Annotated in this window: 18 protein-coding genes; 15 read left to right on the top strand and 3 right to left on the bottom strand. The window is 70.2% G+C overall.

Annotated features, from left to right (window positions below):
• Positions 1 to 173 precede the first annotated feature (173 nt).
• From ABZU72_RS22110 to ABZU72_RS22125, 4 genes are read left to right on the top strand one after another with little or no spacing between them, the layout of a single operon-like run.
• Positions 174 to 794: a hypothetical protein gene (locus ABZU72_RS22110; RefSeq protein WP_355020954.1), complete on the top strand. Its 621-nt coding sequence runs from the start codon at positions 174 to 176 to the stop codon at positions 792 to 794.
• Positions 795 to 821: 27 nt separating this feature from the next.
• Positions 822 to 1,760 (top strand): LLM class F420-dependent oxidoreductase, encoded by a 939-nt coding sequence (locus ABZU72_RS22115; RefSeq protein WP_355020955.1) that lies wholly within the window; start codon positions 822 to 824, stop codon positions 1,758 to 1,760.
• Positions 1,761 to 1,776: 16 nt separating this feature from the next.
• Positions 1,777 to 2,664 (top strand): 4-hydroxy-tetrahydrodipicolinate synthase, encoded by an 888-nt coding sequence (dapA, locus tag ABZU72_RS22120; RefSeq protein ID WP_355020956.1) that lies wholly within the window; start codon positions 1,777 to 1,779, stop codon positions 2,662 to 2,664.
• 11 nt (positions 2,665 to 2,675) lie between these two features.
• Positions 2,676 to 4,361 (top strand): ribonuclease J, encoded by a 1,686-nt coding sequence (locus ABZU72_RS22125; RefSeq protein ID WP_355020957.1) that lies wholly within the window; start codon positions 2,676 to 2,678, stop codon positions 4,359 to 4,361.
• On the opposite strand, the gene ABZU72_RS22130 is transcribed toward ABZU72_RS22125, so the two are convergent.
• Positions 4,358 to 5,014 (bottom strand): lysoplasmalogenase, encoded by a 657-nt coding sequence (locus tag ABZU72_RS22130; protein WP_355020958.1) that lies wholly within the window; start codon positions 5,012 to 5,014, stop codon positions 4,358 to 4,360. The two genes, ABZU72_RS22125 and ABZU72_RS22130, sit on opposite strands and share 4 nt — an antisense overlap.
• Positions 5,015 to 5,090: 76 nt before the next feature.
• On the opposite strand from ABZU72_RS22130, the gene ABZU72_RS22135 reads away from it, so the two are divergent.
• The 4 genes from ABZU72_RS22135 to ABZU72_RS22150 all read left to right on the top strand — a co-directional run bounded on the left by ABZU72_RS22135 (position 5,091) and on the right by ABZU72_RS22150 (position 12,244).
• Positions 5,091 to 7,763 (top strand): DNA translocase FtsK 4TM domain-containing protein, encoded by a 2,673-nt coding sequence (locus ABZU72_RS22135; RefSeq protein ID WP_355020959.1) that lies wholly within the window; start codon positions 5,091 to 5,093, stop codon positions 7,761 to 7,763.
• On the top strand, positions 7,760 to 9,634 hold the full coding sequence (locus ABZU72_RS22140; protein ID WP_355020960.1) for a helix-turn-helix domain-containing protein: 1,875 nt from the start codon (positions 7,760 to 7,762) through the stop codon (positions 9,632 to 9,634). Before ABZU72_RS22135 ends, ABZU72_RS22140 begins: the two co-directional genes overlap by 4 nt.
• A gap of 199 nt (positions 9,635 to 9,833) precedes the next feature.
• Positions 9,834 to 11,204: a glycoside hydrolase family 16 protein gene (locus tag ABZU72_RS22145; protein ID WP_355020961.1), complete on the top strand. Its 1,371-nt coding sequence runs from the start codon at positions 9,834 to 9,836 to the stop codon at positions 11,202 to 11,204.
• 23 nt (positions 11,205 to 11,227) lie between these two features.
• Positions 11,228 to 12,244, top strand: coding sequence for a LacI family DNA-binding transcriptional regulator (locus ABZU72_RS22150; protein ID WP_355020962.1), 1,017 nt, complete (start codon positions 11,228 to 11,230; stop codon positions 12,242 to 12,244).
• A gap of 10 nt (positions 12,245 to 12,254) precedes the next feature.
• Here ABZU72_RS22150 and ABZU72_RS22155 read toward each other — a convergent pair whose 3' ends face one another.
• Both ABZU72_RS22155 and ABZU72_RS22160 read right to left on the bottom strand, forming a co-directional pair.
• Positions 12,255 to 12,980 (bottom strand): response regulator, encoded by a 726-nt coding sequence (locus tag ABZU72_RS22155; RefSeq protein WP_355020963.1) that lies wholly within the window; start codon positions 12,978 to 12,980, stop codon positions 12,255 to 12,257.
• A complete protein-coding gene (locus ABZU72_RS22160; protein ID WP_355020964.1) occupies positions 12,977 to 14,647 on the bottom strand; it encodes an ATP-binding protein in 1,671 nt (556 codons plus the stop codon). The genes ABZU72_RS22155 and ABZU72_RS22160 overlap by 4 nt, the downstream gene beginning before the upstream one ends.
• A 101-nt stretch (positions 14,648 to 14,748) precedes the next feature.
• On the opposite strand from ABZU72_RS22160, the gene ABZU72_RS22165 reads away from it, so the two are divergent.
• From ABZU72_RS22165 to ABZU72_RS22195, 7 genes are all read left to right on the top strand, one after another.
• Positions 14,749 to 15,798 (top strand): tripartite tricarboxylate transporter substrate-binding protein, encoded by a 1,050-nt coding sequence (locus ABZU72_RS22165; protein ID WP_355020965.1) that lies wholly within the window; start codon positions 14,749 to 14,751, stop codon positions 15,796 to 15,798.
• Positions 15,795 to 16,325, top strand: a complete 531-nt coding sequence (locus ABZU72_RS22170; protein ID WP_355020966.1) for a tripartite tricarboxylate transporter TctB family protein — start codon at positions 15,795 to 15,797, stop codon at positions 16,323 to 16,325. The genes ABZU72_RS22165 and ABZU72_RS22170 overlap by 4 nt, the downstream gene beginning before the upstream one ends.
• 10 nt (positions 16,326 to 16,335) lie before the next feature.
• Positions 16,336 to 17,859, top strand: coding sequence for a tripartite tricarboxylate transporter permease (locus ABZU72_RS22175; protein ID WP_355020967.1), 1,524 nt, complete (start codon positions 16,336 to 16,338; stop codon positions 17,857 to 17,859).
• Positions 17,859 to 18,281, top strand: a complete 423-nt coding sequence (locus ABZU72_RS22180) for a universal stress protein (RefSeq protein WP_355020968.1) — start codon at positions 17,859 to 17,861, stop codon at positions 18,279 to 18,281. Before ABZU72_RS22175 ends, ABZU72_RS22180 begins: the two co-directional genes overlap by 1 nt.
• A 106-nt stretch (positions 18,282 to 18,387) precedes the next feature.
• A complete protein-coding gene (gene rimO, locus ABZU72_RS22185; RefSeq protein WP_355021003.1) occupies positions 18,388 to 19,791 on the top strand; it encodes a 30S ribosomal protein S12 methylthiotransferase RimO in 1,404 nt (467 codons plus the stop codon).
• A gap of 10 nt (positions 19,792 to 19,801) precedes the next feature.
• On the top strand, positions 19,802 to 20,449 hold the full coding sequence (gene pgsA / locus ABZU72_RS22190) for a CDP-diacylglycerol--glycerol-3-phosphate 3-phosphatidyltransferase (RefSeq protein WP_355020969.1): 648 nt from the start codon (positions 19,802 to 19,804) through the stop codon (positions 20,447 to 20,449).
• A 186-nt stretch (positions 20,450 to 20,635) separates the two neighbouring features.
• A complete protein-coding gene (locus tag ABZU72_RS22195; RefSeq protein WP_355020970.1) occupies positions 20,636 to 25,369 on the top strand; it encodes an ExeM/NucH family extracellular endonuclease in 4,734 nt (1,577 codons plus the stop codon).
• The last annotated feature ends 22 nt before the right edge of the window (positions 25,370 to 25,391 follow it).

Raw genomic sequence — 25,391 nt, forward strand, 5'->3', positions numbered from 1 at the left:
GCTCGACCGACTCTGGCAGGAAGAGGAAGAGGCGGGCTTCCCTATGGCCGTCACGCTCGGCCGCTTCCACACCGACCCCGCCGTACTCGGACCCTCTGTCATAGCGAAGATCGGCGAGCTTTCGTCGAGCTCCACCACCCAGAACTGTCGGTGCTCACGCATACGTTCGTTCCATGTGGCTCTCCACTCCCGACGCCGTGGCCCGGCTCGCCGAGGTTCATCTTCTCGGCGAGAACCAGGCGAAGCGCGTGCTGCGCGCCGGGCTGGCCGGACCCCGCCATCGGGTCGGGTCAGCGTACTTCTATGACGCCGAGCTGCTCGAGGAGCTGCTGGCCCGGCCGCGGTGCGCGGAGGAGTCGCTGAACCGCTGGCAGCCGTTCATCGCCCGTGTCGGGAGGCAGCGAGCGCTCGATCTGAGCGCCACGTGGGAGGAGCAGGCCGCTGTGATCGCGACCGGCTGGCACCTGCCGCTGCTGACCGCGTTCCAGATCGGTGCCCGCAGACCTCTTCCCATGGTGGCCACACTCGGCGCCTGGGCGGTCTTCACCGCCGACCTCGTCGGCCTCGACAGGGCCGACCTACGCCTCGAACCGCCCAGGGACTGGGCAGCCGACTTCGCCGACACCTGGCTCCCGATCGAGAACGGCCCGACCTGGACGATCTGGGGAGCGCCGGTGACGACATCGCCGCGCGCCGACCCGTTGAGCGTCCACTATCAGGCGCAGGTGGCAGCAGATCGCGAGCGTCGCGAACTGGGCTCCATGGCCCTGCTCCGCTCCCTGACGCGCGAGTAGGTGTCTCGCCCCTCTAAGGTAAACGGCATGGAGCTACGCATCTTCACCGAGCCCCAGCAGGGGGCGTCCTACGCCGACATCCTCGCTGTCGCCCAGAAGGCCGAGGAGCTGGGGTTCGGGGCGTTCTTCCGCTCCGACCACTACCTGAAGATGGGCTCGGTCGACGGACTGCCCGGTCCGAGCGACGCGTGGACGACGCTCGCCGGCCTGGCCCGCGACACGAGCACGATCCGGCTCGGCACACTGGTCACCTCGGCGACCTTCCGCCTCCCGGGCGTGCTGGCCATCCAGGCCGCCAACGTGGACGACATGTCCGAGGGCCGGGTCGAGCTCGGCCTGGGGGCGGGCTGGTTCGAGCAGGAGCACGAGGCGTACGGGATCCCGTTCCCCGCCCTGGGGGAGCGGTTCGACCGGCTGGAGGAGCAGCTCGAGATCATCACCGGGCTGTGGGCGACCGAGCCGGGGGAGACCTTCGACTTCAACGGGAAGCACTACACGATCAAGGAGAGCCCGGGCCTGCCGAAGCCGATCCAGACCCGTGGCCACGCCGGCTCGATCCCGGTGATCGTGGGCGGCGGCGGCAAGAAGCGTACGCCGACGCTGGCCGCGACGTTCGCCGACGAGTTCAACGCCGCCTTCGTCTCCGTCGAGGAGTCCCTGGCGCTGTTCGAGAACGTCGGGCGCTTCGTGGAGGCGGCCGGCCGGGACGACTCGATCATCTACTCCGCCGCCCAGGTGCTCTGCGTCGGCCGCGACGAGGACGAGATCGCCCGCCGTGCGCGGGCGATCGGCCGCGAGCCCGCCGAGCTGCGTGAGAACGGTCTGGCGGGCACTCCGGACGAGGTGGTCGCCAAGATCAAGCGGTTCGAGGACGTCGGCGCGGCCCGCATCTACCTTCAGGTGCTCGACCTGAGCGATCTCGACCATCTCGCACTCGTAGCCGACGAGGTCATGCCGCGCGTCTGACGATAGTCTGTACGCCATGACTGATGCTCCCTTCGGCACCGTGCTCTCAGCACTCGTCACGATGTTCAACGACGATGGCTCGGTCGACCTGGAGCAGACCCAGAAAGTCGCCAAGCACCTGGTCGACCACGGCCACGACGGCATCGTCGTCTCCGGCACCACCGGCGAGTCGCCGACCACCACTCCGGCCGAGGACGGCGAGATCCTGGCCGCGGTCAAGGACGCCGTCGGCGACCGCGCCAAGATCGTGGCCGGCATCGGCACCAACGACACCCGCAACACCGTCGAGCTCGCCAAGCAGGCGGCGTCGATCGGCGCCGACGGCCTGCTGCTGGTGACGCCCTATTACAACAAGCCGGGCGAGCGCGGCATCCGCGAGCACTTCCGCACCGTCGTCTCCGCGACCGACACCCCGGTCATCCTCTACGACGTTCCCGGCCGCACCGGCTCCCCGATCACCCTCGACACCTACCGCGAGGCGATCACCTGGGACACCGTCGTCGCGGTCAAGGAGGCCGCCGGCGACTTCCCGCGCGGCACCAGGCTGCTCGACCTCGGCTACTCGATCTACTCCGGTGACGACGCGCTCACCCTCGCCTGGCTGGCGCACGGCGCCGTCGGCGTGATCAGCGTCGCCGCCCACGTGCTTGGCGACCAGACGCGGACGATGATCGACGCCTTCGCGGCGAGCGACATCGAGACCGCCCGCAAGACTTATGCGCGGATGCTCCCCGCGATCGACGCCATCATGGGCGTCCCGAACTACGGAGCCACCACTGCCAAGGCCGCTCTCGAGCTGACCGGCGTGATCGACAACCGCAACGTACGAGGGCCCCTGGTGGCTCTCGACGATGACGAGGTCGAAGCGCTGCGAGCCGGGCTGGAGGCCTCTGGCCTTCTCTAGAAGGAATGCCTTTGTCTCACCCACACCCGGAGCTGACCGAACCCGGCAAGCTCCCCAAGGGCGGCCTGCGGGTCACCCCTCTCGGCGGCCTCGGCGAGGTCGGCCGCAACATGACCGTCTTCGAGTACGACGGCCGGCTGCTGATCGTCGACTGCGGCGTGCTCTTCCCCGAAGAGCAGCAGCCCGGGGTCGACCTGATCCTGCCCGACTTCGGACCGATCCGTGACCGGCTCGGCGACATCGAGGCGCTGGTCCTGACCCACGGTCACGAGGACCACATCGGCGCGACGCCCTACCTCCTCAGGGAGCGCCAGAACATCCCGCTGGTCGGCTCCGAGCTGACCCTGGCCTTTTTGAGTTCCAAGCTGCGCGAGCACCGCCTGCGCGAGACCGTCCAGCACAAGGTTAGCGAGGGCGACACGATCTCCTTCGGGCCGTTCGAGCTCGAGTTCGTCGCCGTCAACCACTCCATCCCCGACGCGCTCGCGGTCGCGATCCGCACCGGGGCCGGGCTCGTGCTCCACACCGGCGACTTCAAGATGGACCAGCTGCCGCTGGACGGCCGGATCACCGACCTGCGCGCGTTCGCCCGGCTCGGCGAGGAGGGTGTGGACCTGTTCCTCACCGACTCCACCAACGCCGAGGTCCCCGGCTTCACGACCGCCGAGAAGAAGATCGCGCCGGCGATCGAGCAGGTCTTCCGCGAGTCCGACCAGCGCATCATCGTGGCCTGCTTCGCCTCCCACGTGCACCGCGTCCAGCAGGTGCTCGACAGCGCTGTTGCGCACGGCCGCAAGGTGGCGTACGTCGGTCGGTCGATGGTCCGCAACATGCAGATCGCCTCCGACCTGGGCTACCTGCACGTGCCCGAGGACGTCATCGTGGACGCCAAGGAGCTCGCCGACCTGCCGCCGGAGAAGGTCGTCATGGTCTCGACCGGCTCCCAGGGCGAGCCGATGTCGGCGCTGTCCCGCATCGCCAACGGCACCCACAACTTCGTGCACATCGAGCCGGGCGACACCGTCCTGCTGGCCAGCAGCCTGATCCCGGGCAACGAGAACTCGATCTACCGGGTGATCAACGGGCTCGCCCGTCTGGGCGCCAACGTGGTCCACAAGGGCAACGCCCTCGTGCACGTCTCGGGCCACGCGAGCGCCGGCGAGCTGCTCTACTGCTACAACATCGTCCGCCCACGCAACGTGATGCCCGTCCACGGCGAGGTGCGTCACCTGCTCGCCAACGGTGACCTGGCCCGCCAGACCGGCGTCGAGAGCGTCGTCTACGCCGAGGACGGCGTCGTCGTCGACCTCATCGACGGCAAGGCCGAGATCGCGGGCAAGGTCGAGTGCGGCTACGTCTTCGTCGACGGCACCACCGTCGGGGACGTCACCGAGTCCGAGCTCAAGGACCGCCGGATCCTGTCCGAGGAGGGCTTCGTCTCGATCGTCGTCGTGGTCGACTCGGTCAAGGGCACCGTCGCCAGCGGCCCCGAGATCCACGCCCGCGGCCATGTGTGGCCCGACAACGCCTTCGAGCCGATCAAGCAGCCGATCGTCAAGGCGGTCAACCGGGCCATCTCGGAGGGTGCGACCGACACCTACCAGCTGCAGCAGGCCATCCGGCGTACGTTCGGGCGCTGGGTCTCCAGCACCCACCGTCGCCGTCCGATGATCGTTCCCGTAGTCATTGAGGCCTAGGCGAGCGCTAGAAGCACGCCAGCCGTGATCAGCGCCTGGCCGACGTGGTAGGTCACCATGATCTGCACGTTGGTCAGGCGCGGCGGCTCGTTGCCGTGCTCGGCGAGGTTGAGGCCGATCAGGGTGTCGCTGACGACGAAGATCGTCGCGCCCGCCGCGATCCACACGCTCCCGGTCAGCCAGCCCAGAACGAGCATGGTGGCGATCACCAGGGAGTACGCAGTCAGGGCCGCCGCCATCGGCGCGCCGCCCATCTCCCGGGCGCCCCGGAGCACTCGGCCCATCGGGATCGCCAGCACGACCGCGACCGCGATCCCGGCCCAGGACCACGCGGGGGTCTCCAGGCCGAGGGCGAGGAAGGTCACGGCGTACGCCAGGTGGCCGACGAAGAAGAGCGCCACGCCGCCGAGGAACCGCCGCGCCGAGGACCCGATCATCGAGATGTCGCCGAGCATCCCGAAGAAGAGCGCGACGATCAGCCACCACGCTGCCGGCTCGCCGTCGCCGACGAGTCCCACCAACACCATCAGCCCCACCATCACCAGGGGCTTGGTGACGTAGTGGATCCGCCTCCAACCGAACCACACACAGGTCCAGTCCGCCACGGCATCGGCGGCGGCGAGAAGGGCGATGAGGACTGCGAGGCTCTGCATGGCGGCAAACTACACCGATGCAACACACCCCCATGGGGTCCCGGAGCCAGGCCGCTCGGTCAAATACCCTGCTTGTATGGCGACCCGTACGTCTTCCCCGCCGGGTTCGCGGAGCTCGACCACCACCAAGAGCACCCGTCCCCGGAGTACGACCACGACAAAGCGAGCAACGGCCACGAGCCGGGCCCGCTCAAAGGCAGCGCCGAACAAGGGCCAGAACAAGCGCCGTCCCGCCGCAAAATCGACCAACCGGAAGACGACGAACCGTACGCCACCTCGTGCCGTACGCAACGGGCCCAGCCCGATCGCGGTCCTCTTCGACGCCATCTTCTCGACCATCGCGAGCCTGTGGCTGGCGATCGCCGGGGGAGTGGCGGCCATCTTCCGCGTCGGTGGCCAGGCCGCCAGTGACCTCGAGCCGGAGCACCGGCGTGACGGCGTCGGCCTGTTCCTGATCGGCCTCTCCGTCCTCGTCGCCGCCGGCGTCTGGTTCCAGCTCGGCGGGCAGTTCTTCGACGTGGTACGCATCGCCGTGGCCGGCGTCGTCGGCAAGGTCGGCTGGCTGGTGCCGGTCGCGCTCGTCGTCGCCGGTGCCCGGCTGATGCGCGACCCGGTCAACGCCGCCCCGGTCGGCCGGCTCGCGATCGGCTGGGCCGCGTTCCTGATGGCCACGCTCGGCATCATCCAGATCGCCAACGGCAACCCGCAGCCCACCTCGGGCGACAGCACCGAGCTGCAGTGGGCCGGTGGCGCGATCGGCTACGTCGTGGCCAGCCTGCTGCTCGACGTCATGCGCTCGACGGCCGTGGTCGTCGTACTCCTGTCCCTTCTCGTCGTCTTCGGGATCCTGGTGATCACCGGGACCCCGCTCTACCAGGTCCCGAGCCGCCTGGTGGGGCTGCGCGACCGGGCGCTGGGCCTGACCCCGGCCGAGGAGATGAGCGAGAGCGGCACCAACCTCCGGCGGGTGCGCCGGGGCAACAAGCTCTTCGCCGACGACGACACCTTCGACCCGGAGGGCTTCGAGCCCTACGAGACGCCGCTCCTCGAGGAGGAGAAGCCGAAGAAGAAGCGCAAGAAGGACGGGCTCGACATCGCGCTCGCCCTCGACGAGGACCCGGACGCCGACACCCAGCCCGACGAGGCAGTGCCCAGCGACGCGGCGGGCCTCATGCCCGCGGTCGCGGACACGGCCCCGAAGCCCGGCAAGCGGCGCGACCTCGAGCCGCCGCCGCACGCCGAGCTGCCCCAGCGCGTCGAGCAGCTGATGCTCGCGGGCGACGTGACCTACACGCTCCCGGGCAGCGACCTGCTCAAGCCCGGCTCGCCGCACAAGGCCCGGTCCAAGGCCTCCGACGACATCGTCAACCGGCTCCAGGCGGTGCTGGAGGAGTTCAACATCGACGCCGCGGTCACCGGCTACACCCGCGGCCCGACGGTCACCCGCTACATCGTGGAGCTCGGCTCCGGCGTGAAGGTCGAGAAGATCACCGGGATCCAGAAGAACATCGCCTACGCGGTGGCCTCCGCGGACGTACGCATCCTCTCGCCGATCCCCGGCAAGTCCGCCGTCGGCGTGGAGATCCCCAACAGCGACAAGGAGATCGTCACCCTCGGTGACGTGCTGCGCTCCAACGCCGCGCGTGGCGACCATCACCCGATGATCACCGGTGTCGGCAAGGACGTCGAGGGCGGCTTCGTGGTCGCCAACCTGGCCAAGATGCCCCACCTGCTGGTCGCGGGTGCGACCGGTTCGGGTAAGTCGTCCTTCATCAACTCGATGATCACCTCGGTGCTGATGCGGGCCACGCCCGACGAGGTGCGGATGATCATGGTCGACCCCAAGCGGGTCGAGCTCAACTCCTACGAGGGCGTGCCGCACCTGATCACGCCGATCATCACCAACCCGAAGAAGGCCGCCGAGGCGCTGGCCTGGGTCGTACGCGAGATGGACATGCGCTACGACGACCTGGCCAACTTCGGCTTCCGTCACGTCGACGACTTCAACAAGGCCGTACGCGCCGGGAAGGTGCAGCTTCCGCCCGACTCCGAGCGGGTCCTGTCGCCCTACCCCTACCTGCTGGTCATCGTCGACGAGCTCGCCGACCTGATGATGGTCGCCCCGCGCGACGTCGAGGACGCGGTCGTACGTATCACCCAGCTCGCCCGTGCCGCCGGCATCCACCTGGTGCTGGCCACGCAGCGGCCCTCGGTCGACGTGGTCACGGGTCTGATCAAGGCCAACGTGCCCTCGCGGCTCGCCTTCGCGACCTCGTCGCTGGCCGACTCGCGCGTCATCCTCGACCAGCCGGGTGCGGAGAAGCTGGTCGGCCAGGGTGACGGGCTGTTCCTGCCGATGGGCTCCTCCAAGCCGATCCGTGTGCAGGGCTCGTGGGTCTCGGAGAGCGAGATCAACGCGGTCGTGAAGTCGGTCAAGGGCCAGCTCGAACCGTCCTACCGCGAGGACGTGACCGCCCCGGCGGAATCCAAGCGGGTGCTGGACGATGACATCGGCGACGACATGGACCTGGTGATCCAGGCGATCGAGCTGATCGTCTCGACCCAGTTCGGGTCGACCTCGATGCTGCAGCGCAAGCTCCGCGTCGGGTTCGCCAAGGCCGGCCGCCTGATGGACATCCTCGAGTCGCGCGGCGTGGTCGGTCCCTCCGAGGGCTCCAAGGCACGCGACGTACTCGTCAAGCCGGACGAGATCGACGGCGTCATCGCAACGATCCAGGGGGAGATGTGAGCGAGAATTCACCGGCGGTCGAGACCGCCGACCCTGCCGAGACAGTCGACTCTGCCGAGACCGTCGAGACCCATGATGTCGACGTCGTCGAGGTACGCCGCAACGGCCGCCTCGCGCTGGTGGTGGCGCTCGCGTCGCTGCTCGTCGGCATCGCCTTCGTGCTGCGCGGCGGCATCGAGGGCTACCTGGTCGGCCTGATCCTGCTCGCCGTCGCGGCGGTGCAGGGCTGGACCGCCTGGGACTCCCGGATGCCGCTGCTGCTCGTCGACGAGCAGGGCGTACGCCTCCGCTTCGGCCAGACCTGGCAGGGCATCCCGTGGTCGAAGATCGAGTCCGTCGAGCACACCCCGCGTCCGGACGGTATCGAGCGGTTCTGGAAGGACGGCCGCATCGGCGTGCTGCTGCACGACGAGGACGAGGTGCTCGATGAGCTCTCGCCGACCGCCCGGCGCCAGGCGATGCTGACCGAGCGCCTCTACGGCCTCCCGTTCTCGCTTCCGCTCGGCCTCTCCACCCGCGTCCTGGGCGCCGGTGACGACGTCACCGAGGCGATCGCGATCGTCGCCGCCGACGGCGTCGAGGTCGTCGAGATCGACCCTGCGCTCGAGGCGGACGAGCCGGAGTCGGACACCGACGAGAGCACCGAAGACCACACTGCCGATGCCGCCTCGGACGACGGTGACACCGCGGTCCGCCCGCCCCTCTCCGAGCAGGCCGGAGACACCAACCCCCGGATGCTCCGGGTCTTGGACGAGCCTGATATCAATGCCGCAGACGTGGTGGACGAGGCGGAGCAGGACCAGGTGGACCGGGACACGAACCAGGACGAGACGACGCCGAAGACCGACCCCGAGCCCGAGGTGAAGGCGGAGCCGGTCGCACCGCTGCGCGAGCCCTCGACGGCGGTCCGGGTGGATGTGCGCTACGTGCCCGAGGAGCCGCAGGAGACCATCGCCGTCCACGGTGCGAACGCGCTCCAGCTGGACCTGGCAGAGGCCGCGTTCGCCGACGCGGACATCGAGGACGCGGATGTCGACGAGGACGTCGAGGACTCCGAGCCCGAGGGCGTACGTCCGATCCCGGTGCCCGACGAGGGGGTCAAGGCGCTCGCGATCGATGGTGTCGACGACGAGCCCACAGAGGTGGTGCCGACCAAGGTCCCCGAGATCGGTGCCGAGATCGCCGCGGCCCGCCGCCGGCTGGCCCTGGACATGGACGGCCTGGCCGAGTGGACCCGGATCCGTCCGCACGTCATCGAGGCGATCGAGGTCGACGACTTCGGCCCCTGCGGCGGCGACTTCTACGCCCGTGGCCACCTGCGCACGCTGGCCCGGGTCCTCGGCATCGAGGTCGCGCCGCTGCTGCGCACCTATGACGAGAAGTACGCCTCCGGCCCGGTCAGCCCGCGCGCCGTCTTCGAGGCCGAGCTCGCCCACAGCGCGGCGATCCGCCCTGTCCGGCGGATGCGTGGCGGTCCGTCCTGGTCGGTCCTGGTCGCCGCGGTGATGGCGGTCATCCTGGTCTGGTCGGTCGCGCGCCTGGTCATCGACGGCACCCAGCACGAGCCCGAGGCTGGAGCGATCCAGCTTGACGGCTCCGCCGGCACCGACAGCCCCTACGGCAAGTCCTCGCCCGTAGCGGTGACCGTCTCCGCCGCAGGTGGCGGTGCCCACGTGGTCGTCCGCGACTCGCGCGGCAAGGTCGTCTTCAGCGGTGACCTCGCCTTCGGCGAGTCCAAGTCGCTCCAGGTCACCCCGCCCCTGCGCGTACAGACCTCCGACGGTTCTCTCAAGGTCGCCGTCGGCGACGGCAAGGCCAAGGCCCTCGGCAAGACCGGCGAAGCCGCTCAGCGCACCTACACCGCCAACTAGCACGCCACGCACCCCGAGTCGGCTCGTCATGACGAGCCGACTCGGCGCTGTTTTCGGTCAGAACGCGCCGACTCGGCGGGTTGTTAAAGAGATCGGGATTTGGTGACGCGGGTCACATCCGCTTTGGGACCATGACACTCGAGAGAGCGCTCTCACGAGTCGCCAGACTCATCGCTCATTCATCGGGAAGCGAGTCATCATGAGAAGTCTCAAGGCATTAGGAGCCGCTGTGATCGCGGCCGGCGTGGTCGCGGTGGCGATCCCGCTGACATCGTTCGGGCAGGCGTCGGAGGCGTCGGAGCCGGGCACCCCGGCCGGCTGGACGAAGGTGTGGAGCGACGACTTCACCGGCGCTGCCGGGTCGCGGATCAACACCAACAACTGGATGTACGACATCGGCCACTCCTACCCCGGCGGCGCCGCCAACTGGGGCACCGGCGAGATCGCCTACCACAGCGACAGCACCCAGAACGTCTACCAGGATGGCAACGGCAACCTCGTCATCAAGCCGATCCGCGACGGCGCCGGCAACTGGACCTCCGGGCGCATCGAGACCACCCGTACCGACTTCCAGCCGCCTTCCGGCGGCGTGCTCCGCGTCGAGGGTCGCATCCAGATGCCGAACATCACCGGCGCGGCCGCCCAGGGCATCTGGCCTGCGTTCTGGATGCTGGGAGAGCCCTTCCGCGGCAACTACTGGAACTGGCCGGGCATCGGCGAGATCGACATCATGGAGAACGTCAACGGCGCCAACCAGGTGTGGGGCACGCTGCACTGCGGCACCTCGCCCGGCGGCCCGTGCAACGAGACCACCGGCCTCGGCGGGACCCTCCAGGGCTGCCCGGGCTCGACCTGCCAGTCGTCGTTCCACACCTACGCGATGGAGTGGGACCGCAGCACCAGCCCGCAGCAGATCCGGTTCTACGTCGACAACACGCTCTACCACACGGTCCGCTCGGACCAGGTCGACGCGACGACCTGGAACAACGCCACCAACCACGGCTTCTTCATCATCCTCAACGTCGCGATCGGCGGCGGCTGGCCCGGCAACCCGACCTCGGCGACCGCCTCCGGCGTGCCGATGCTGGTCGACTACGTCGCGGTCTACTCCAAGGGCGGTGGCACCACCGAGCCGACCGACCCGCCCGCCCCGGGCAACCGGGACGCCTACTCGACCATCCAGGCCGAGTCCTACAACGCCCAGAGCGGCACCCAGACCGAGGCGACCACCGACACCGGTGGCGGTCAGAACGTCGGCTACCTCGGCAACGGCGACTGGCTCCGCTACGACGGCGTGAACTTCGGCTCGAGCGCCGCCCGTACGTTCTCCGCGCGGGTCGCCTCCGGCGCGCCCGCGGGGGTCAGCGGCCTGGTCGAGGTACGCCTCGACAACGTGAACAACGCCCCGATCGGCAGCTTCTCGGTGGCCAACACCGGAGGCTGGCAGAGCTGGCGTACGGTCCCGGGCAGCATCAGCGGGGTGACTGGCACGCACACGGTGTTCCTGCGGTTCACCAGCGGCCAGCCGGCCGACTTCGTCAACCTCAACTGGTTCACGTTCTCCCGGTGAGCGGGAGGCGATAGGTTCCACTCATGAACGAGACCCCGGCCGGCCGGCCGACGCTGGAGACGGTGGCGCGGGCGGCCGGGGCCTCGCGAGCGACGGTCTCGCGCGTCGTCAACGGCTCCACGACCGTGCGCCCCGACGTCGCCGAGAGCATCCGCCGGGCCATCGCCGACCTCGGCTACGTGCCGAACCCGGCGGCGCGGAGCCTGGTGACGCAGCGTACGGACTCCATCGCCCTGATCCTGCCGGAGTCCGCGACCCGGGTCTTCTCCGACGACGCCTTCTTCCCCGGCGTGATCCGGGGTGTCGGGGAGGCGCTGGAGAAGGCGGACAAGCAGCTGGTGCTGCTGCTCGCCTCGACGCAGTCGAGCCACGACCGGATCCTGCGCTACGTGCACGGCCGCACCGTCGACGGTGTCGTGCTGGCCTCGATGCACGGCGCCGACACCCTGCCCGAGGAGCTACGGGCGGCGGGCGTCCCGGTCGTCACCAGCGGGCGGCCGCTGGGTGAGGCGACGGTGCCGTTCATCGACGTCGAGCACGCCAGCGGCGTCGAAGCGGCGATGAACCACCTCGTCGGTCTCGGCCGGCGCCGGATCGCGACCATCGCCGGGCCGCAGGACATGGTCGCCGGGCGCGAGCGCCTGGCGGGCTACCTCACCGGTCTCCGAGCTCTGTCCGGGGCGGTCCCGCTGGTCGAGGAGGGCGACTTCATGCGCCAGTCGGGCATCGACGCGATGGAGCGGCTGCTGCAGCGCGATCCCGGCATCGACGCCGTCTTCGCGGCCTCCGACCTGATGGCCGACGGCGCCCTGCGTACGCTGCGCCGGGTCGGCCGCCGGGTGCCCGACGACGTGGCGGTGATCGGGTTCGACGACGTCGAGGCGGCGCGGTTCACCGACCCGCCGCTGACGACGGTGCACCAGCCGATCCATGAGATCGGCACCCGCCTCGCCGAGCAGATCCTCCGCCTGGTGGCGGGGGAGGAGGTCGAGGCCTCGGTCGTGCTCCCGACGAGGCTGGTGATCCGCGAGTCCGCCTGAGGCAGGAGCCTCAGGCGTCGCCCGCGCGGTAGCGCCGCTCGGGTCGCCCGGCGGTGCCGTAGTTGAGACGTACGCCGATCCGGCCCGTGCTCGCGAAGTGCTCGAGATAGCGGCGCGCGCTCACTCGGGAGACTCCGATCGCGTCGGCGCACTCGGTGGCACTGAGCTCACCGGACTCGGTCAGCGCGGCCAGCACCGCCCGAGCGGTCTCGGCACTGAGCCCCTTCGGCAGCCGCTCACGAGTCTCGCGTGTGCCCTGGTGGCTGAAGACCTCGTCGATGCCGGCCTGGACCTCGTCGCGGTGCTCGGCACCCTCGGCTCCCTCCGCCCGCTGCCCGATCCGGGCGAGCGCCTCGCGGGAGCGGCGTACGTCGTCGAGGCGGGCGGCGAGGTCCTCGAACGGGAACGGCTTGACCACGTAGTGGGCGGCGCCACCGGCCGCGGCGGCCCGCACCGTGTCGGCCTCGCGGGCGGCGGTGATGACGATGACGTCGGCGTCGTCGCCGCGTCCGCGCAGCCGGCGCAGCAGCTCGATGCCGCTGAAGTCGGGAAGGTGCACGTCGAGCAGCAGCACGTCGGGGGAGAGGCGGGCGGTCTCCTCGAGCGCCTGGGAGCCGGTCGCGGCCACGCCGACGACGCGGAACCCGTCGACGCGCTCCACGAAGCGGGTGTGGATCGAGGCCACCATGAAGTCGTCCTCGACGACGAGCACGGTGAGCTCCGGTGCGGACGTCATCGGGCCTCCTCGGGGGCAGCGGTGGTGGGTGGGGCGAGCGGCGCGGCGCCCGGCAGGGTCGCGATGAAGACCGCTCCGGGGCGCTCCGCCGACCCGCTATTCTCCACCTCGACCTCGCCGCCGCGTGCGCGGCACACCAGCTGCACCAGCGCGAGCCCGACACCGCGGCCGCTGGCGTCGCGCGGCTTGGTGCTGAATCCGCGCCGGAAGATCTCGGGCAGCCGCTCGGCCGGCACACCGCCGCCGGTGTCGGAGACGCGGACGGTCACGGTCTCGCCCTCGGTCGTCAGGCGTACGCCGACCCGACCGTCGAGCGGCCCGACCAGCGCAGCGGCGTCGACGGCGTTGTCGACCAGGTTGCCGAGGACGGTGACCACGTCGGCCGACCCGTCGGGGGTGAGCCGCGGCAGCGCGCTCGACGTCTCCAGATCGATGCTGACCCGTCGTTCGGCGGCCAGGCTGGCCTTGGCGATGAGCAGCGCGGCCACCGCGGGGTCGTCGATCCGGGAGGTGATGTGGTCGCTCAGTGCCGCCCGGCGTGCGGTCAGCCCGGTGACGAACTGGCCCACCTCGGCGTACTCCTCCAGCTCGAGGAGCCCGGTGATGGTGTGCAGCTGGTTGCTGAACTCATGGGTCTGCGCCCGCAGGGTCTCGGTGACGCTCTCGCGGGCGTTGAGCTCGCTCTGCAGCGCCACCAGCTCGGTGCGGTCGCGCAGCGTGGTGACGGTGCCGGCGGGTCGGCCGTCGTGGTGGACTCGGTTGCGGTTGAGCACCAGCACCCGCTCACCGGCGACCAGCGGCGCGTCGTGCACCTCCTCTGGCCCGCTCAGCAGGGCGAGCGTCTCGGCGGGCAGGTCGAGCTCGTCGAGCCGGTGTCCGGTCGGGTCCGAGGTCAGCCCGAGCAGCTCGCGGGCGCTGTCGCTCATCAGGCTGACCCGCCCGTCGGCGCCGACGGCCAGCACCCCCTCGCGGATCGAGCGCAGCAGGCCCTCGCGGTGGTCGGCGAGGGCGGCGATGTCGCGCGGCTCCAGCCCACGCGTACGCCGCTTGATCAGCCGCGCCAGCAGCCACGACCCCAGCACGCCGAGCGCAAGACCGGCCAGGAGCACCGTGAGGGCATCGGCCCAGGTGCGGGCGAGGCGCTCGGTCAGCGGCGGGTAGTCCTCGGTCACGACGACCACGCCGACCGGACGCGGCGCCTCGGCGTCCGCACCCGTCGAGCCTCCGCCGTACACCGGGACCTGGGCGGCGATCGCCCGGCGGCCGGCGTCGTCGATGTCGCCGGACCAGGCGCGGCTCGTCTCGCGCCTGCCCAGGTCGAGGGTCTCGCCGACCCGGGTCGGGTCGGTGGCCACGAGGACCGTGCCGTCGAGCGCGGTGAGGTAGGCCGTGTCGGCGCCCGCGTCGGCAGCCCGGGTCTGCAGGTAGAAGCCCAGGGCCTGCCGGTCGGGGGTGCTGCTGGTCAGTCCGTCCTGGATCGCCGCGATCCCGGCCAGGCTCTCCGCGGCGGCGCGCAGCCGGTCCTCGCGGGAGTCACGGAAGTCGGCGTCGCTCTGCCGCAGGGAGACGATGCTGGTCGCCACGACGACGAGCAGCAGCACCGAGAGCTGCAGCAGCAGTACCTGCCCGGCCAGCGTCAGGTGGCGGCGCGGTCCCTGTGGCCACAAGTTACACAACCTCCTTTGGTTGCCGAATGGTGACGGCGGTCACTCCGGGCTGTGACCATCGCCACTGACCGTTTCATCCCCTTGAGTCTGGAGGCCAGCCGTTGTCGACGCCGACATCGCAGTCCCCGCCCCGACCGCCGCTGCCGCTGCAGCGGGTCCGGGCAGCGAGCATACGCCGTACCCGTGCCCTCGCCGTCGTGCTCGTGACCTGCCTGCTCGCCGCGGCATCGGCCTGCGGCGTGACCCGTGGCGCGGAGTCCAAAGACCTCGACATGTGGATCCCGAACAGCCCCGGCGGCGGCTATGACCAGACCGGCCGGGCGGCCGTGGGTGTCCTCGATCGCGGCGACATGACCGGTGGCGACATCCAGGTGACCAACATCCTGGGCGCCGGCGGCTCCGTCGCGATGTCCCGCCTGATGAGCGAGGAGGGCAACGGCAACCTGCTCATGACCATCGGCCTGGGCGTCGTCGGCTCCACCTACTCCTTCGGTGTGGACGCCCGTCCCCAGGACGCCACCCCGATCGCCCAGCTCATCGAGGAGCAGGAGGGCGTGCTGGTTCCGGCCGACTCGCCGTTCAAGACCATCGACGACCTGGTGAAGGCCTGGGCCGAGGACCCCGAGTCCATCGTGGCCGGCGGCGGCTCCTCGCCCGGTGGCCCCGACCACCTCTTCCCGATGCAGCTGGCCGAAGCCGCCGGCATCGACCCGAAGAAGGTCAAGTACGTCCCGTACGACGGCGGTGGCCCGCTCACCAGTGCGCTGCTTGGTCAGAAGATCGACGTCGGCTTCTCCGGACTCGCCGAGTTCGAGGGCCAGGTGGAGGCCGGTGAGCTGCGGGTCCTGGCCGTCTCGGGCGACGAGCGCGGCACCGGCGTCTTCGCCGACGCACCCACGCTGACCGAGAGCGGCATCGACCTGGTCTTCCTCAACTGGCGCGGCGTACTCGCCCCGCCGGGCATCAGCGACGAGCGCCGGCAGGAGCTGATCGACCTGCTCACCCGGATGCATGACTCGAAGCAGTGGCAGCAGGCGCTGAAGGACAACGGATGGACCGACGCCTTCATCACCGGCGACGACTTCGACGACCTGCTGGTCGAGCAGGACCAGCGCGTCGCCTCGACCCTGAAGGAGCTGGATCTGCTGTGAGCGTCCACGAAACCGAAACCCAACCTCCCGAGCCCGAGAGCCCCGCGCGCCGGGTCGACGTCGCCCAGTACGGCCTGGCCCTGTTCCTGGTCGTCGTCGGGATCTACACCGTCATCGACGCCACCGGCCTGGAGGTCGGCTTCGCCGACCCGGTCGGCCCCCGCGTCTTCCCGTACATCATCGGCACCGGCCTCGTCGTCGTCGGTGTGCTGCTGGCGGTCGCCACCGCCCGCGGCTCCCAGCCTGAGCCCGAGGAGGGCGAGGACGTCGACCTGAGCTCGTCTGCCGACTGGCTGACGGTCCTCAAGCTCGTCGCGGTCCTGCTGTTCACGGTCGCGACCGTGAACCTGCTCGGCTGGGCGATCTCGGGCGCGGCGCTGTTCGCCGGCGCAGCCTGGTGCCTCGGCAGCCGAACGATCGTGCGGGACGTGATAGTCGGGCTCGTCCTCTCGGTCGCCAGCTGGTACGCCTTCTACGTCGGTCTGGGCATCCCGCTCACCCCTGGCGTACTCGACGGGATCCTGTGAGGACTGACTGATGGAGAACCTCGAACTTCTCATGGGTGGACTCGAGTCCGCCCTGACCCCGATGAACCTGCTCTACGCCGCCATCGGCGTGCTGCTGGGAACATTCGTCGGCGTACTGCCCGGCATCGGGCCGGCGATGGCCATCGCGCTGCTGCTGCCGGTGACGTACCGGCTCGAGCCGACCAGCGCGTTCATCATGTTCGCCGGCCTCTACTACGGCGGCATGTACGGCGGCTCCACCACCTCGATCCTGCTGAACACACCGGGGGAGTCCGCCTCGGTGATGACCGCGCTGGAAGGCAACCGGATGGCCAGAGCGGGGCGTGGCGCGCAGGCGCTGGCCACCGCTGCGGTCGGCTCGTTCGTTGCCGGCACCATCGGCACCATCCTGGTGGCCTTCTTCTCGCCGGCCCTGGCCGACGTGGCCGTCAACCTGGGTGCGCCCTCGTACTTCGCACTGATGGTCCTGGCCCTGGTGATGACCACGACGGTGCTCGGCACCTCGGCCCTGCGTGGCTTCGCCGCGCTGTTCCTCGGCCTGACGATCGGCCTGGTCGGTCTCGACCTCAACACCGGCCAGCCGCGGCTCACCTTCGGTGTTACCCAGCTCGTCGACCGGCTCGACATCGTCGTCGTCGCGGTCGGCATCTTCGCCCTCGGCGAGGCCCTGTGGGTGGCCGCCCACCTGCGCCGGCGCCCGGCGCACGTGGTTCCGGTCGGCCGGCCCTGGATGGGGCGCGACGACTGGGGCCGCTCCTGGAAGCCGTGGCTGCGCGGCACCGCCTTCGGGTTCCCGTTCGGCGCGCTTCCCGCCGGTGGCGCGGAGATCCCGACGTTCCTCTCGTACCTGACCGAGCGGAAGCTCTCCAAGCGCGGCGACTTCGGCCGGGGCGCGATCGAGGGTGTCGCCGGGCCGGAGGCGGCCAACAACGCCTCGGCCGCCGGCATGTTCGTGCCGATGCTGGCTCTCGGCCTGCCGGTGACGGCCACGGCCGCGGTGATGCTCTCCGCGCTCCAGGGTTACGGCATCACCCCGGGCCCGCAGCTGATGACCGAGCACGCCGATCTGGTGTGGACGCTGCTGGCCAGCCTGCTGATCGGCAACACCCTGCTGCTGGTGCTCAACCTGCCGCTGGCGCCGCTGTGGGCCCGGCTGCTGCGGATCCCGAGGCCGCAGCTCTACGCAGGCATCCTGTTCTTCGCCTGCCTGGGTGCGTACGCCACCAACCTGGACCCGTTCGACATCGCGCTGCTGGTCGCCTTCGGTCTGCTCGGGCTGATGATGCGCCGCTTCGGCCTGCCCGTGCTGCCGCTGATCCTGGGCGTCATCCTGGGGCCGCTGATGGAGAGCAAGCTGCGTGAGGCGCTCACGATCTCGGGCGGTGACTACGGTGTGTTGCTGAGCGAGCCGCTCGCGGTGGTCATCTACATCCTGATCGCGTTGTTCATCCTGGGCCGGCCGTTCATCGCCCGGGTCCGGGCACGGGCCGAGCAGTCGGCCGACGTCGAGGACGAGAAGGAGCTGGTGGACTGATGAGTGAGACTCCCGCAGGTGGCTGGGTGGTCGTGGCGTGGGCGCCCGACGTCTACGGCTCGGTCGCGCTGGACTGGGCGCTCGCCGACGCCGAGCGTCGCGACCGCGGCGTCGTGGTCGTCAACGCCTCCCGGGGCGACACCCTGGTCGACGACCGCTACGCCCTCGAGGAGCAGGTCGCCGAGCTCGAGCGCCGGCTCACCGAGTCGGGCCGGCCGCACGAGATCCGGCAGTCGATCGACCCGGACGTCGCCGGCGCCGTCCTCGACGCCGCCGAGCAGCTCGACGCCAAGCTGGTCGTGGTCGGTCTGCGGCGGCGTACGCCGGTCGGCAAGCTGCTGATGGGCAGCGTCGCGCAGCGGATCCTGCTCGGCGCGTCCTGCCCGGTCCTCTCGGTGAAGCCGGGCTCCGTGCCCGAGTGATCGACGCTCCACGGCGCGAGGGTTCGGTGTCCGGGGCGTGTGCCCGTCATACTTCACGGTGATGAGCACTGCCACCGAACCCTCCGCCGAGACCGACCAGCCACTCCTGTCGGTCGCCATGGTGACCCTCGGGTGCACCCGCAACGAGGTGGACTCCGAGGAGCTCGCCGGCCGGCTGACGGCCGGAGGCTTCCGGCTGGTCGCCGACCCGGACGAGGCCGACACCGTGGTCGTCAACACCTGCGGCTTCGTCGAGCAGGCGAAGAAGGACTCGGTCGACACGCTGCTGGAGGCCGCCGATCTCAAGGAGACGGGCAAGGCGCAGGCCGTCGTCGCCGTCGGCTGCATGGCCGAGCGCTACGGCAAGGACCTGGCCGCCGAGCTCCCCGAGGCCGATGCGGTGCTCGGTTTCGACGACTACCCCGACATCGCCGCCAAGCTCCGCTCCATCCTCAGCGGCGAGGCCCACCACCCGCACACGCCCCAGGACCGGCGTCTGCTGCTCCCGATCTCCCCGGTCGAGCGCGATGCCTCCGCCATCTCGGTCCCCGGCATGGCCGCCGTAGACCAGGTGCCCGGTTTCGCGGGACGTACGCGGCTCGACGACGCCCCGTGGGCGCCGCTGAAGCTGGCCAGCGGCTGCGACCGGCGCTGCACCTTCTGCGCGATCCCGCAGTTCCGCGGCTCGTTCGTGTCGCGGCGCCCCTCCGACGTGCTCCACGAGGGCCAGTGGCTGGCCGAGCAGGGCGTCAAGGAGCTCTTCCTGGTCTCGGAGAACTCCACCTCCTACGGCAAGGACCTTGGCGACATCCGGTTGCTCGAGACGCTCCTGCCGGAGCTGGCCGCCATCGACGGCATCGAGCGCGTACGCGTCTCCTACCTGCAGCCCGCCGAGACCCGGCCCGACCTGCTGAAGGTCATCGCCACCACGCCGGGTGTGACGCCCTACTTCGACCTGAGCTTCCAGCACGCCTCCAACGCCGTCTTGCGGCGGATGAAGCGGTTCGGTGACCCGGAGAGCTTCCTGGGCCTGCTCGAGCAGATCCGCGGCTACGCGCCCGAGGCCGGGGTGCGGTCCAACGTCATCGTCGGTTTCCCCGGTGAGACCGAGGAGGACCTCGAGATCCTGACCGACTTCCTGGTCGCCGCGCGCATGGACGTCACCGGCGTCTTCGGTTACTCCGACGAGGAGGGCACCGAGGCCGCCGGCTTCGACGAGTCGCTCAAGCTGGACGCCGACGAGATCCGCGCCCGCGTCGAGCACGTCAACGAGCTCGTCGAGGAGCTCACCGCCCAGCGCGCCGAGGAGCGGATCGGCGAGCAGGTCGTCGTGCTCGTCGAGGAGGTCGCGGACGGCGAGATCCTCGGCCGGGCCGCCCATCAGGGGCCCGAGGTCGACGGCATGACCTCCCTCGAAGGGGACGTCGAGGGCGTACGTCCGGGTGATCTCGTGAACGCGACCGTCATCGCCTCCGAAGGCGTTGACCTGGTCGCCGAAGTGAACGGATAGGGTTCGCCGCGTGAACGACGAGAGCACTGCCCCCGAGGAATCGGTGCAGAAGACGAGCAACTGGAACGTACCCAACGCGCTGACCACGCTGCGGATCCTCGCGGTGCCGTTCTTCGCCTGGGCGCTGCTCGCCGACGGCGGTGACAACCCGACGCTTCGCTGGGTCGCCTTCGTGATCTTCGTGCTGGCCATGATCACCGACAAGATCGACGGCGACCTGGCTCGCAAGCACAACCTGATCACCGACTTCGGCAAGATCGCCGACCCGATCGCCGACAAGGCGGTCACCGGGATGGCCTTCATCGGCCTCTCGATCGTCGGCGACATCTGGTGGTGGGTGACCATCATCGTGCTGCTGCGCGAGTGGAGCGTCACGCTGCTGCGCCTCTCGGTGCTCAAGAAGATCGTGATCGCCGCCGACCAGCTCGGCAAGATCAAGACCACGGTGCAGGCGGTCGCCCTCGGCGGCCTGCTGCTGCCGCTGCCGCACGGTTCGGCCCACGGTGGCGCCTTCGGTGACGCCCTGGTCTGGGAGCTGCTCTTCTACGCCTTCCAGATCTGCCTGGCGGTCGCGGTCGCACTGACGATGTGGTCGGGCGCCCAGTTCTTCCACGGCGTGTGGAAGCAGCGGGCATCGCTGCGCGGCGGCGCCGAGTAGCGACGAGTGGTCTGGACCATTTCCACTAGTTGTAACTCCGTTACCTGACGTTCACCCCAAGGCGCCCCCACCGAGGCGTACGCCGGGTTAGAGTCACGTCGTTTCGGTCGGTCCTCAGCGATCGCACTGATCGGGCAGGCCGGCTGGCGCACTCACTCTTTCACCTCACGCGGGGAGTCGTCTTTCATGCTGTCAGCACGCACGCTGCTCGGCTCGGCGGTGGGCCTCACGGTCGCCACCGCCGGTCTGTACGCAGTGGCTGTCCCGGTCGCGCAGGCCTCGCCTGCGGGGGACAACCTGGTCATCTCCGAGGTCTACGGCGCCGGAGGCAACTCCGGCGCGGCCTATAACGCGGACTTCGTCGAGCTCTTCAACCCGAGCGCCGAGGCGATCGGCCTCGACGGTCTGGCCGTCCACTACCGCTCCGCCGCCGGTGGCAGCGGTGGCGCCCCGCAGGCGCTGTCCGGCTCGGTGCCGGCCGGTGCGCACTACCTGATCCAGATGTCGGCGACCGGTGCGACCGGCGAGGCACTCCCCACCCCCGACCACACCGCGTCGCCGGCCTTCTCGATGGCTGCGGCAGGTGGGCAGGTCTCCCTCCAGGAGGGCATCGCGGTGATCGCGACCTCCGGGTCGACCGTCGGTGTGGAGGGCGTGGTCGACTTCTTCGGTACGTCGGGCGCCACCTCCTTCGAGGGCGCACCCGCGGGTGCCACCGCCACCGCCACCCAGTCGCTGAGCCGCACCGACGGTGCGGACACCGACGACAACTCCGCCGACTTCACCCGCACCGCGCCGACCCCGACCCCGTCGGGCGGCGGCGAGGACCCCGAGGAGCCCGGCGACCCCACCGAGGCTTCCCCGGCGGAGATCCAGGGCGAAGGGACGACCAGCCCGCTGGTCGGCGAGACCGTCACCACCGTCGGCGTCGTCACCGCGGCGTACCCCTCCGGTGGCCTCTCGGGCTTCTACCTCCAGACCGCCGGCACCGGCGGCGAGCGCTCGCTCGCGGACCACCCGGCCTCCGACGCGGTCTTCGTCTACCAGACGCAGGCTGCCGGCCCCGTCACCGTCGCGCCCGGCGACAAGGTCACCGTGACCGGCCTGGTCAAGGAGTACGCCGGTCTGACCGAGGTCGAGGTCAGCGCCGCCGCGGCCATCGTCGTCGACGGCACCGACGCGGTCGAGCCGGTCACTACCGAGTGGCCGCGTACGTCCGCGCAGAAGGAGTCGCTGGAGGGCATGCTCTTCGCGCCCGGCGAGCTCACCGTGGCCGACACCTACACCGGCTCCACCGTCTATGGCGAGCTGGGTCTCGCCGCCGGCGACAAGCCGCTGACCCAGCCGACCGAGGTCGCCCGTCCGGGCTCGGCGGAGGCCGCCGCTGTCGAGGCCGACAACGCCGCCCGCCGGATCATCCTCGACGACGGCCGCTCCACCTCCTGGCGGGTGCCGACCGACGCCGACCTTCCCTGGCTCTCCAACGACGCCCCGATCCTCGTCGGTGCCTCCGCCGACCTGGACCCGGTCATCCTCACCGAGGGCGGCTCGCCCTCGGCCCCGACCTATCGGCTCCAGCCGACCGCCCCGATCGACGCCGACCCGTCGACGTGGCCGGGCGAGTTCGAGAACCGCCGCACCGAGGCCCCCGACGCCGCCAAGCTCGGCGACGCCGATCTGAAGATCGCCTCGTTCAACGTGCTCAACTACTTCACCACCCTCGGCGACGCCGACGACGACAACGTCGGTGACGGCGGCTGCGAGGCGTACGTCGACCGTGCCGGCGACGGCAACAACGTCTCCGGCGGCTGCGACCAGCGCGGCGCCTGGGACCCGGAGGACTTCGAGCGGCAGCAGACCAAGATCGTCTCCGCGATCAATGCGCTCGACGCCGACGTCGTCGGCCTGATGGAGATCGAGAACTCCACCACTCTCGGCGAGACCCCTGGCGAGGCGACAGAGTCGCTGGTCGCCGCGCTGAACGCCGATGCCGGGGAGGGCACCTGGGCCGCGAACCCGGTCTCCGAGCAGCTCCCGGACGGCGGCATGGACGTGATCACCAACGCGATCATCTACAAGCCGGGCTCGGTCGAGAGGGTCGGAGAGTCCCTCGCGCTGGGCGACCAGAGCAACGACGACCAGGCCTTCGGCAACGCCCGCGAGCCGATCGGGCAGGTCTTCGAGGCGGCCGATGGCGGCGCGCCGTTCCTCTTCGTGGTCAACCACTTCAAGTCCAAGGGCTCGGCCGGCCCGTGGCCGGGCGACGGCGACACCGGGGACGGCCAGGGTGCCTCGAACGAGTCCCGGGTGCGCCAGGCCACCGCGCTGCGCGACTGGGTCACCTCGGTGCAGGAGGAGGCGGATGTCTCCGACGTCGCGCTGGCTGGTGACTTCAACTCCTACACCGCCGAGGATCCGCTGCAGGTGCTCTACGAGGCCGGCTACGCCGACTCCGAGCAGGTCTCGGGCAACGAGGAGTACAGCTACCTCTTCTCCGGCCTGGTCGGCTCCCTCGACCACGTGCTCCTCAACGGGTCGTTCCAGGCCCGGGTGACCGGCACCGACATCTGGAACGTGAACTCCGGTGAGCCGATCCTGAAGGAGTACAGCCGCTACAACTACACCGGCACCGACCTGCATCAGGCCGGCCCGTGGCGCTCCTCCGACCATGACCCCGTGGTAGTCGGGATCTCCGCGGACGCGGCACCGGTCGACGTACAGCTGCTGGCCACCAACGACTTCCACGGCCGGATCCAGGCCAACGGGGCCGAGGCGGGCGCCGCAGTCCTCTCCGGGGCGGTCAAGCAGATGCGTGCGGAGAACCCCAACACGGTCTTCGCCGCTGCCGGTGACCTGATCGGCGCCTCCACCTTCGAGTCGTTCATCCAGCACGACAAGCCGACCATCGACGCGCTCAACGAGGCGGGCCTGGAGGTCAGCGCGGTGGGCAACCACGAGTTCGACGCGGGCTACGACGACCTGGTCAACCGGGTGATGGCGGAGTACGACGCCGAGACCAACCCCGAGGGCGGTGCCGAGTGGGCCTACATCGGGGCCAACGTCACCCTCAAGGAGACCGGCGACCCGGCCGTCCCGGCGACCTGGATCAAGGAGATGTCCGGGGTCAAGGTCGGCTTCGTCGGAGCGGTCACCGAGGAGCTCCCGGCCCTGGTGTCGCCGGCCGGCATCGCGGATCTCGAGGTCGGTGACATCGTCGCGTCGACGAATACGTACGCCGACGAGCTCAAGGAGCAGGGCGCCGACCTGGTCGTCATGCTCGTCCACGAGGGCGCCCCGTCGATCAACTGTGCCGCGATGGACGACCCGGGCACGACCTGGGGGAACATCGTCACCGGCGTCAACGCCAACGTGGACGCCATCGTCTCGGGGCACACCCACCTGGCGTACGACTGCTCCTTCCCGGTCACCGAGTGGTCCGACCGCGAGGTCAAGGAGCGTCCGGTGGTCTCCGCCGGGCAGTACGGCGTCAACCTGAACCGGCTCGTCTACACCGTCGACCCGTCCACCGGCGAGGTCGAGGGGCTCTCCACGAGCCTGGTCGCGCTGGCCGGAGGCGGTTTCGAACCCGACGAGGCGACCGAGCAGATCGTCTCCGAGGCGGTCGCCAAGGCCGACGAGCTCGGTGCCGAGGTGCTCGGCCAGATCGAGGCGCCGCTCAACCGTGCCAAGCTCGCCAACGGCACCACCGAGAACCGAGGTGGCGAGTCGACTCTCGGCAACACGGTGGCAGAGGTGCAGCGCTGGGCGACCTCGGCGCCGGAGTCGGGCGAGGCCCAGATCGCGTTCATGAACCCCGGCGGTCTGAGGGCCGACATGGCCGGCACCGCGGCGGGCGATGCCCGGGACATCACCTACAAGCAGGCCGCGCTCGTGCAGCCGTTCGCCAACACGCTGGTCAACATGGACCTCACCGGCGAGCAGATCAAGACGGTTCTGGAGCAGCAGTGGCAGCGGGACGCGTCCGGCGGCGTGCCGTCGCGGCCCTTCCTGAGGCTCGGCGTCTCCGACGGGTTCACCTACACCTACACCCAGTCCGACGACCCGGCTCGTCCAGGGACGCCGCTGGGCACGGTGACGGGGATGTGGCTGGACGGTTCGCCGCTGGACCTGGAGGAGACCTACTCGGTCACGGTGAACTCGTTCCTCGCCTCCGGCGGTGACAACTTCCACGAGCTCGCCAACGGTGTCGACAAGCGCGACACCGGCAAGATCGACCTGTCCGCGATGGTCGACTACCTCGCCGAGCAGACCGCCGAGGCACCCCTCCCGGTCGACTACGGCCAGCGGGCCGTCGAGGTCGCCTTCCCGGCCGACGCTCCCGAGGAGTACGCCCCGGGCGACACGGTCACCTTCGACCTCGCCTCCCTGGCGATGACGGGCCAGGACCTCACCGACCCGTCGGTCGAGATCAGGCTCGGTGACACCGTCCTCGGCACCGCCGAGGTCGACAACACCGTCGGCACGGCTGTCTATGACGACCACGGCACCGCCACCGTCTCGGTCACCCTGCCCTCGACGGCGCTGCCAGGTGCGACCCAGCTCACCGTCGTCGGCTCGACGACCGGGACGAGCGTGCTGGTGCCGATCACGGTCGGCGAGGCGGCGCCGCAGGCCCCGGCCTGGGACGCGCGCACCATCTACGGTGCGGGTGACGAGGTGACCTACGCCGGTTCGCTGTGGCGGGCGCTGTGGTGGACGACCAACCAGAAGCCCGGCAACCCCTACGGCCCATGGCAGGAGATCCTCACGGCCGCGGACGGCACCGCCATCTGGACGCCGTCGCGGATCTTCACCGCCGGTGACGTGGTGGTCCATCAGGGCAAGCGCTACGAGGCCAAGTGGTGGACCCGCAACCAGCGGCCGGGTGCTCCGTACGGTCCCTGGAAGCCGCTGAGCTGAGCAGGGCTCGCCGCTAGCGGTC

This window comes from Nocardioides sp. NPDC004968 (assembly GCF_040608935.1).
GTDB lineage: Bacteria > Actinomycetota > Actinomycetes > Propionibacteriales > Nocardioidaceae > Nocardioides.

Coding starts and splice junctions, on each gene's coding strand:
- ABZU72_RS22145 (WP_355020961.1), top strand. CDS start 9,834: ATGAGAAGTCTCAAGGCATTAGGAGCCGCTGTGATCGCGGCCGGCGTG.
- ABZU72_RS22175 (WP_355020967.1), top strand. CDS start 16,336: ATGGAGAACCTCGAACTTCTCATGGGTGGACTCGAGTCCGCCCTGACC.
- ABZU72_RS22135 (WP_355020959.1), top strand. CDS start 5,091: ATGGCGACCCGTACGTCTTCCCCGCCGGGTTCGCGGAGCTCGACCACC.
- ABZU72_RS22155 (WP_355020963.1), bottom strand. CDS start 12,980: ATGACGTCCGCACCGGAGCTCACCGTGCTCGTCGTCGAGGACGACTTC.
- ABZU72_RS22130 (WP_355020958.1), bottom strand. CDS start 5,014: ATGCAGAGCCTCGCAGTCCTCATCGCCCTTCTCGCCGCCGCCGATGCC.
- ABZU72_RS22110 (WP_355020954.1), top strand. CDS start 174: ATGTGGCTCTCCACTCCCGACGCCGTGGCCCGGCTCGCCGAGGTTCAT.
- dapA (WP_355020956.1), top strand. CDS start 1,777: ATGACTGATGCTCCCTTCGGCACCGTGCTCTCAGCACTCGTCACGATG.
- ABZU72_RS22195 (WP_355020970.1), top strand. CDS start 20,636: ATGCTGTCAGCACGCACGCTGCTCGGCTCGGCGGTGGGCCTCACGGTC.
- ABZU72_RS22150 (WP_355020962.1), top strand. CDS start 11,228: ATGAACGAGACCCCGGCCGGCCGGCCGACGCTGGAGACGGTGGCGCGG.
- ABZU72_RS22115 (WP_355020955.1), top strand. CDS start 822: ATGGAGCTACGCATCTTCACCGAGCCCCAGCAGGGGGCGTCCTACGCC.
- ABZU72_RS22180 (WP_355020968.1), top strand. CDS start 17,859: ATGAGTGAGACTCCCGCAGGTGGCTGGGTGGTCGTGGCGTGGGCGCCC.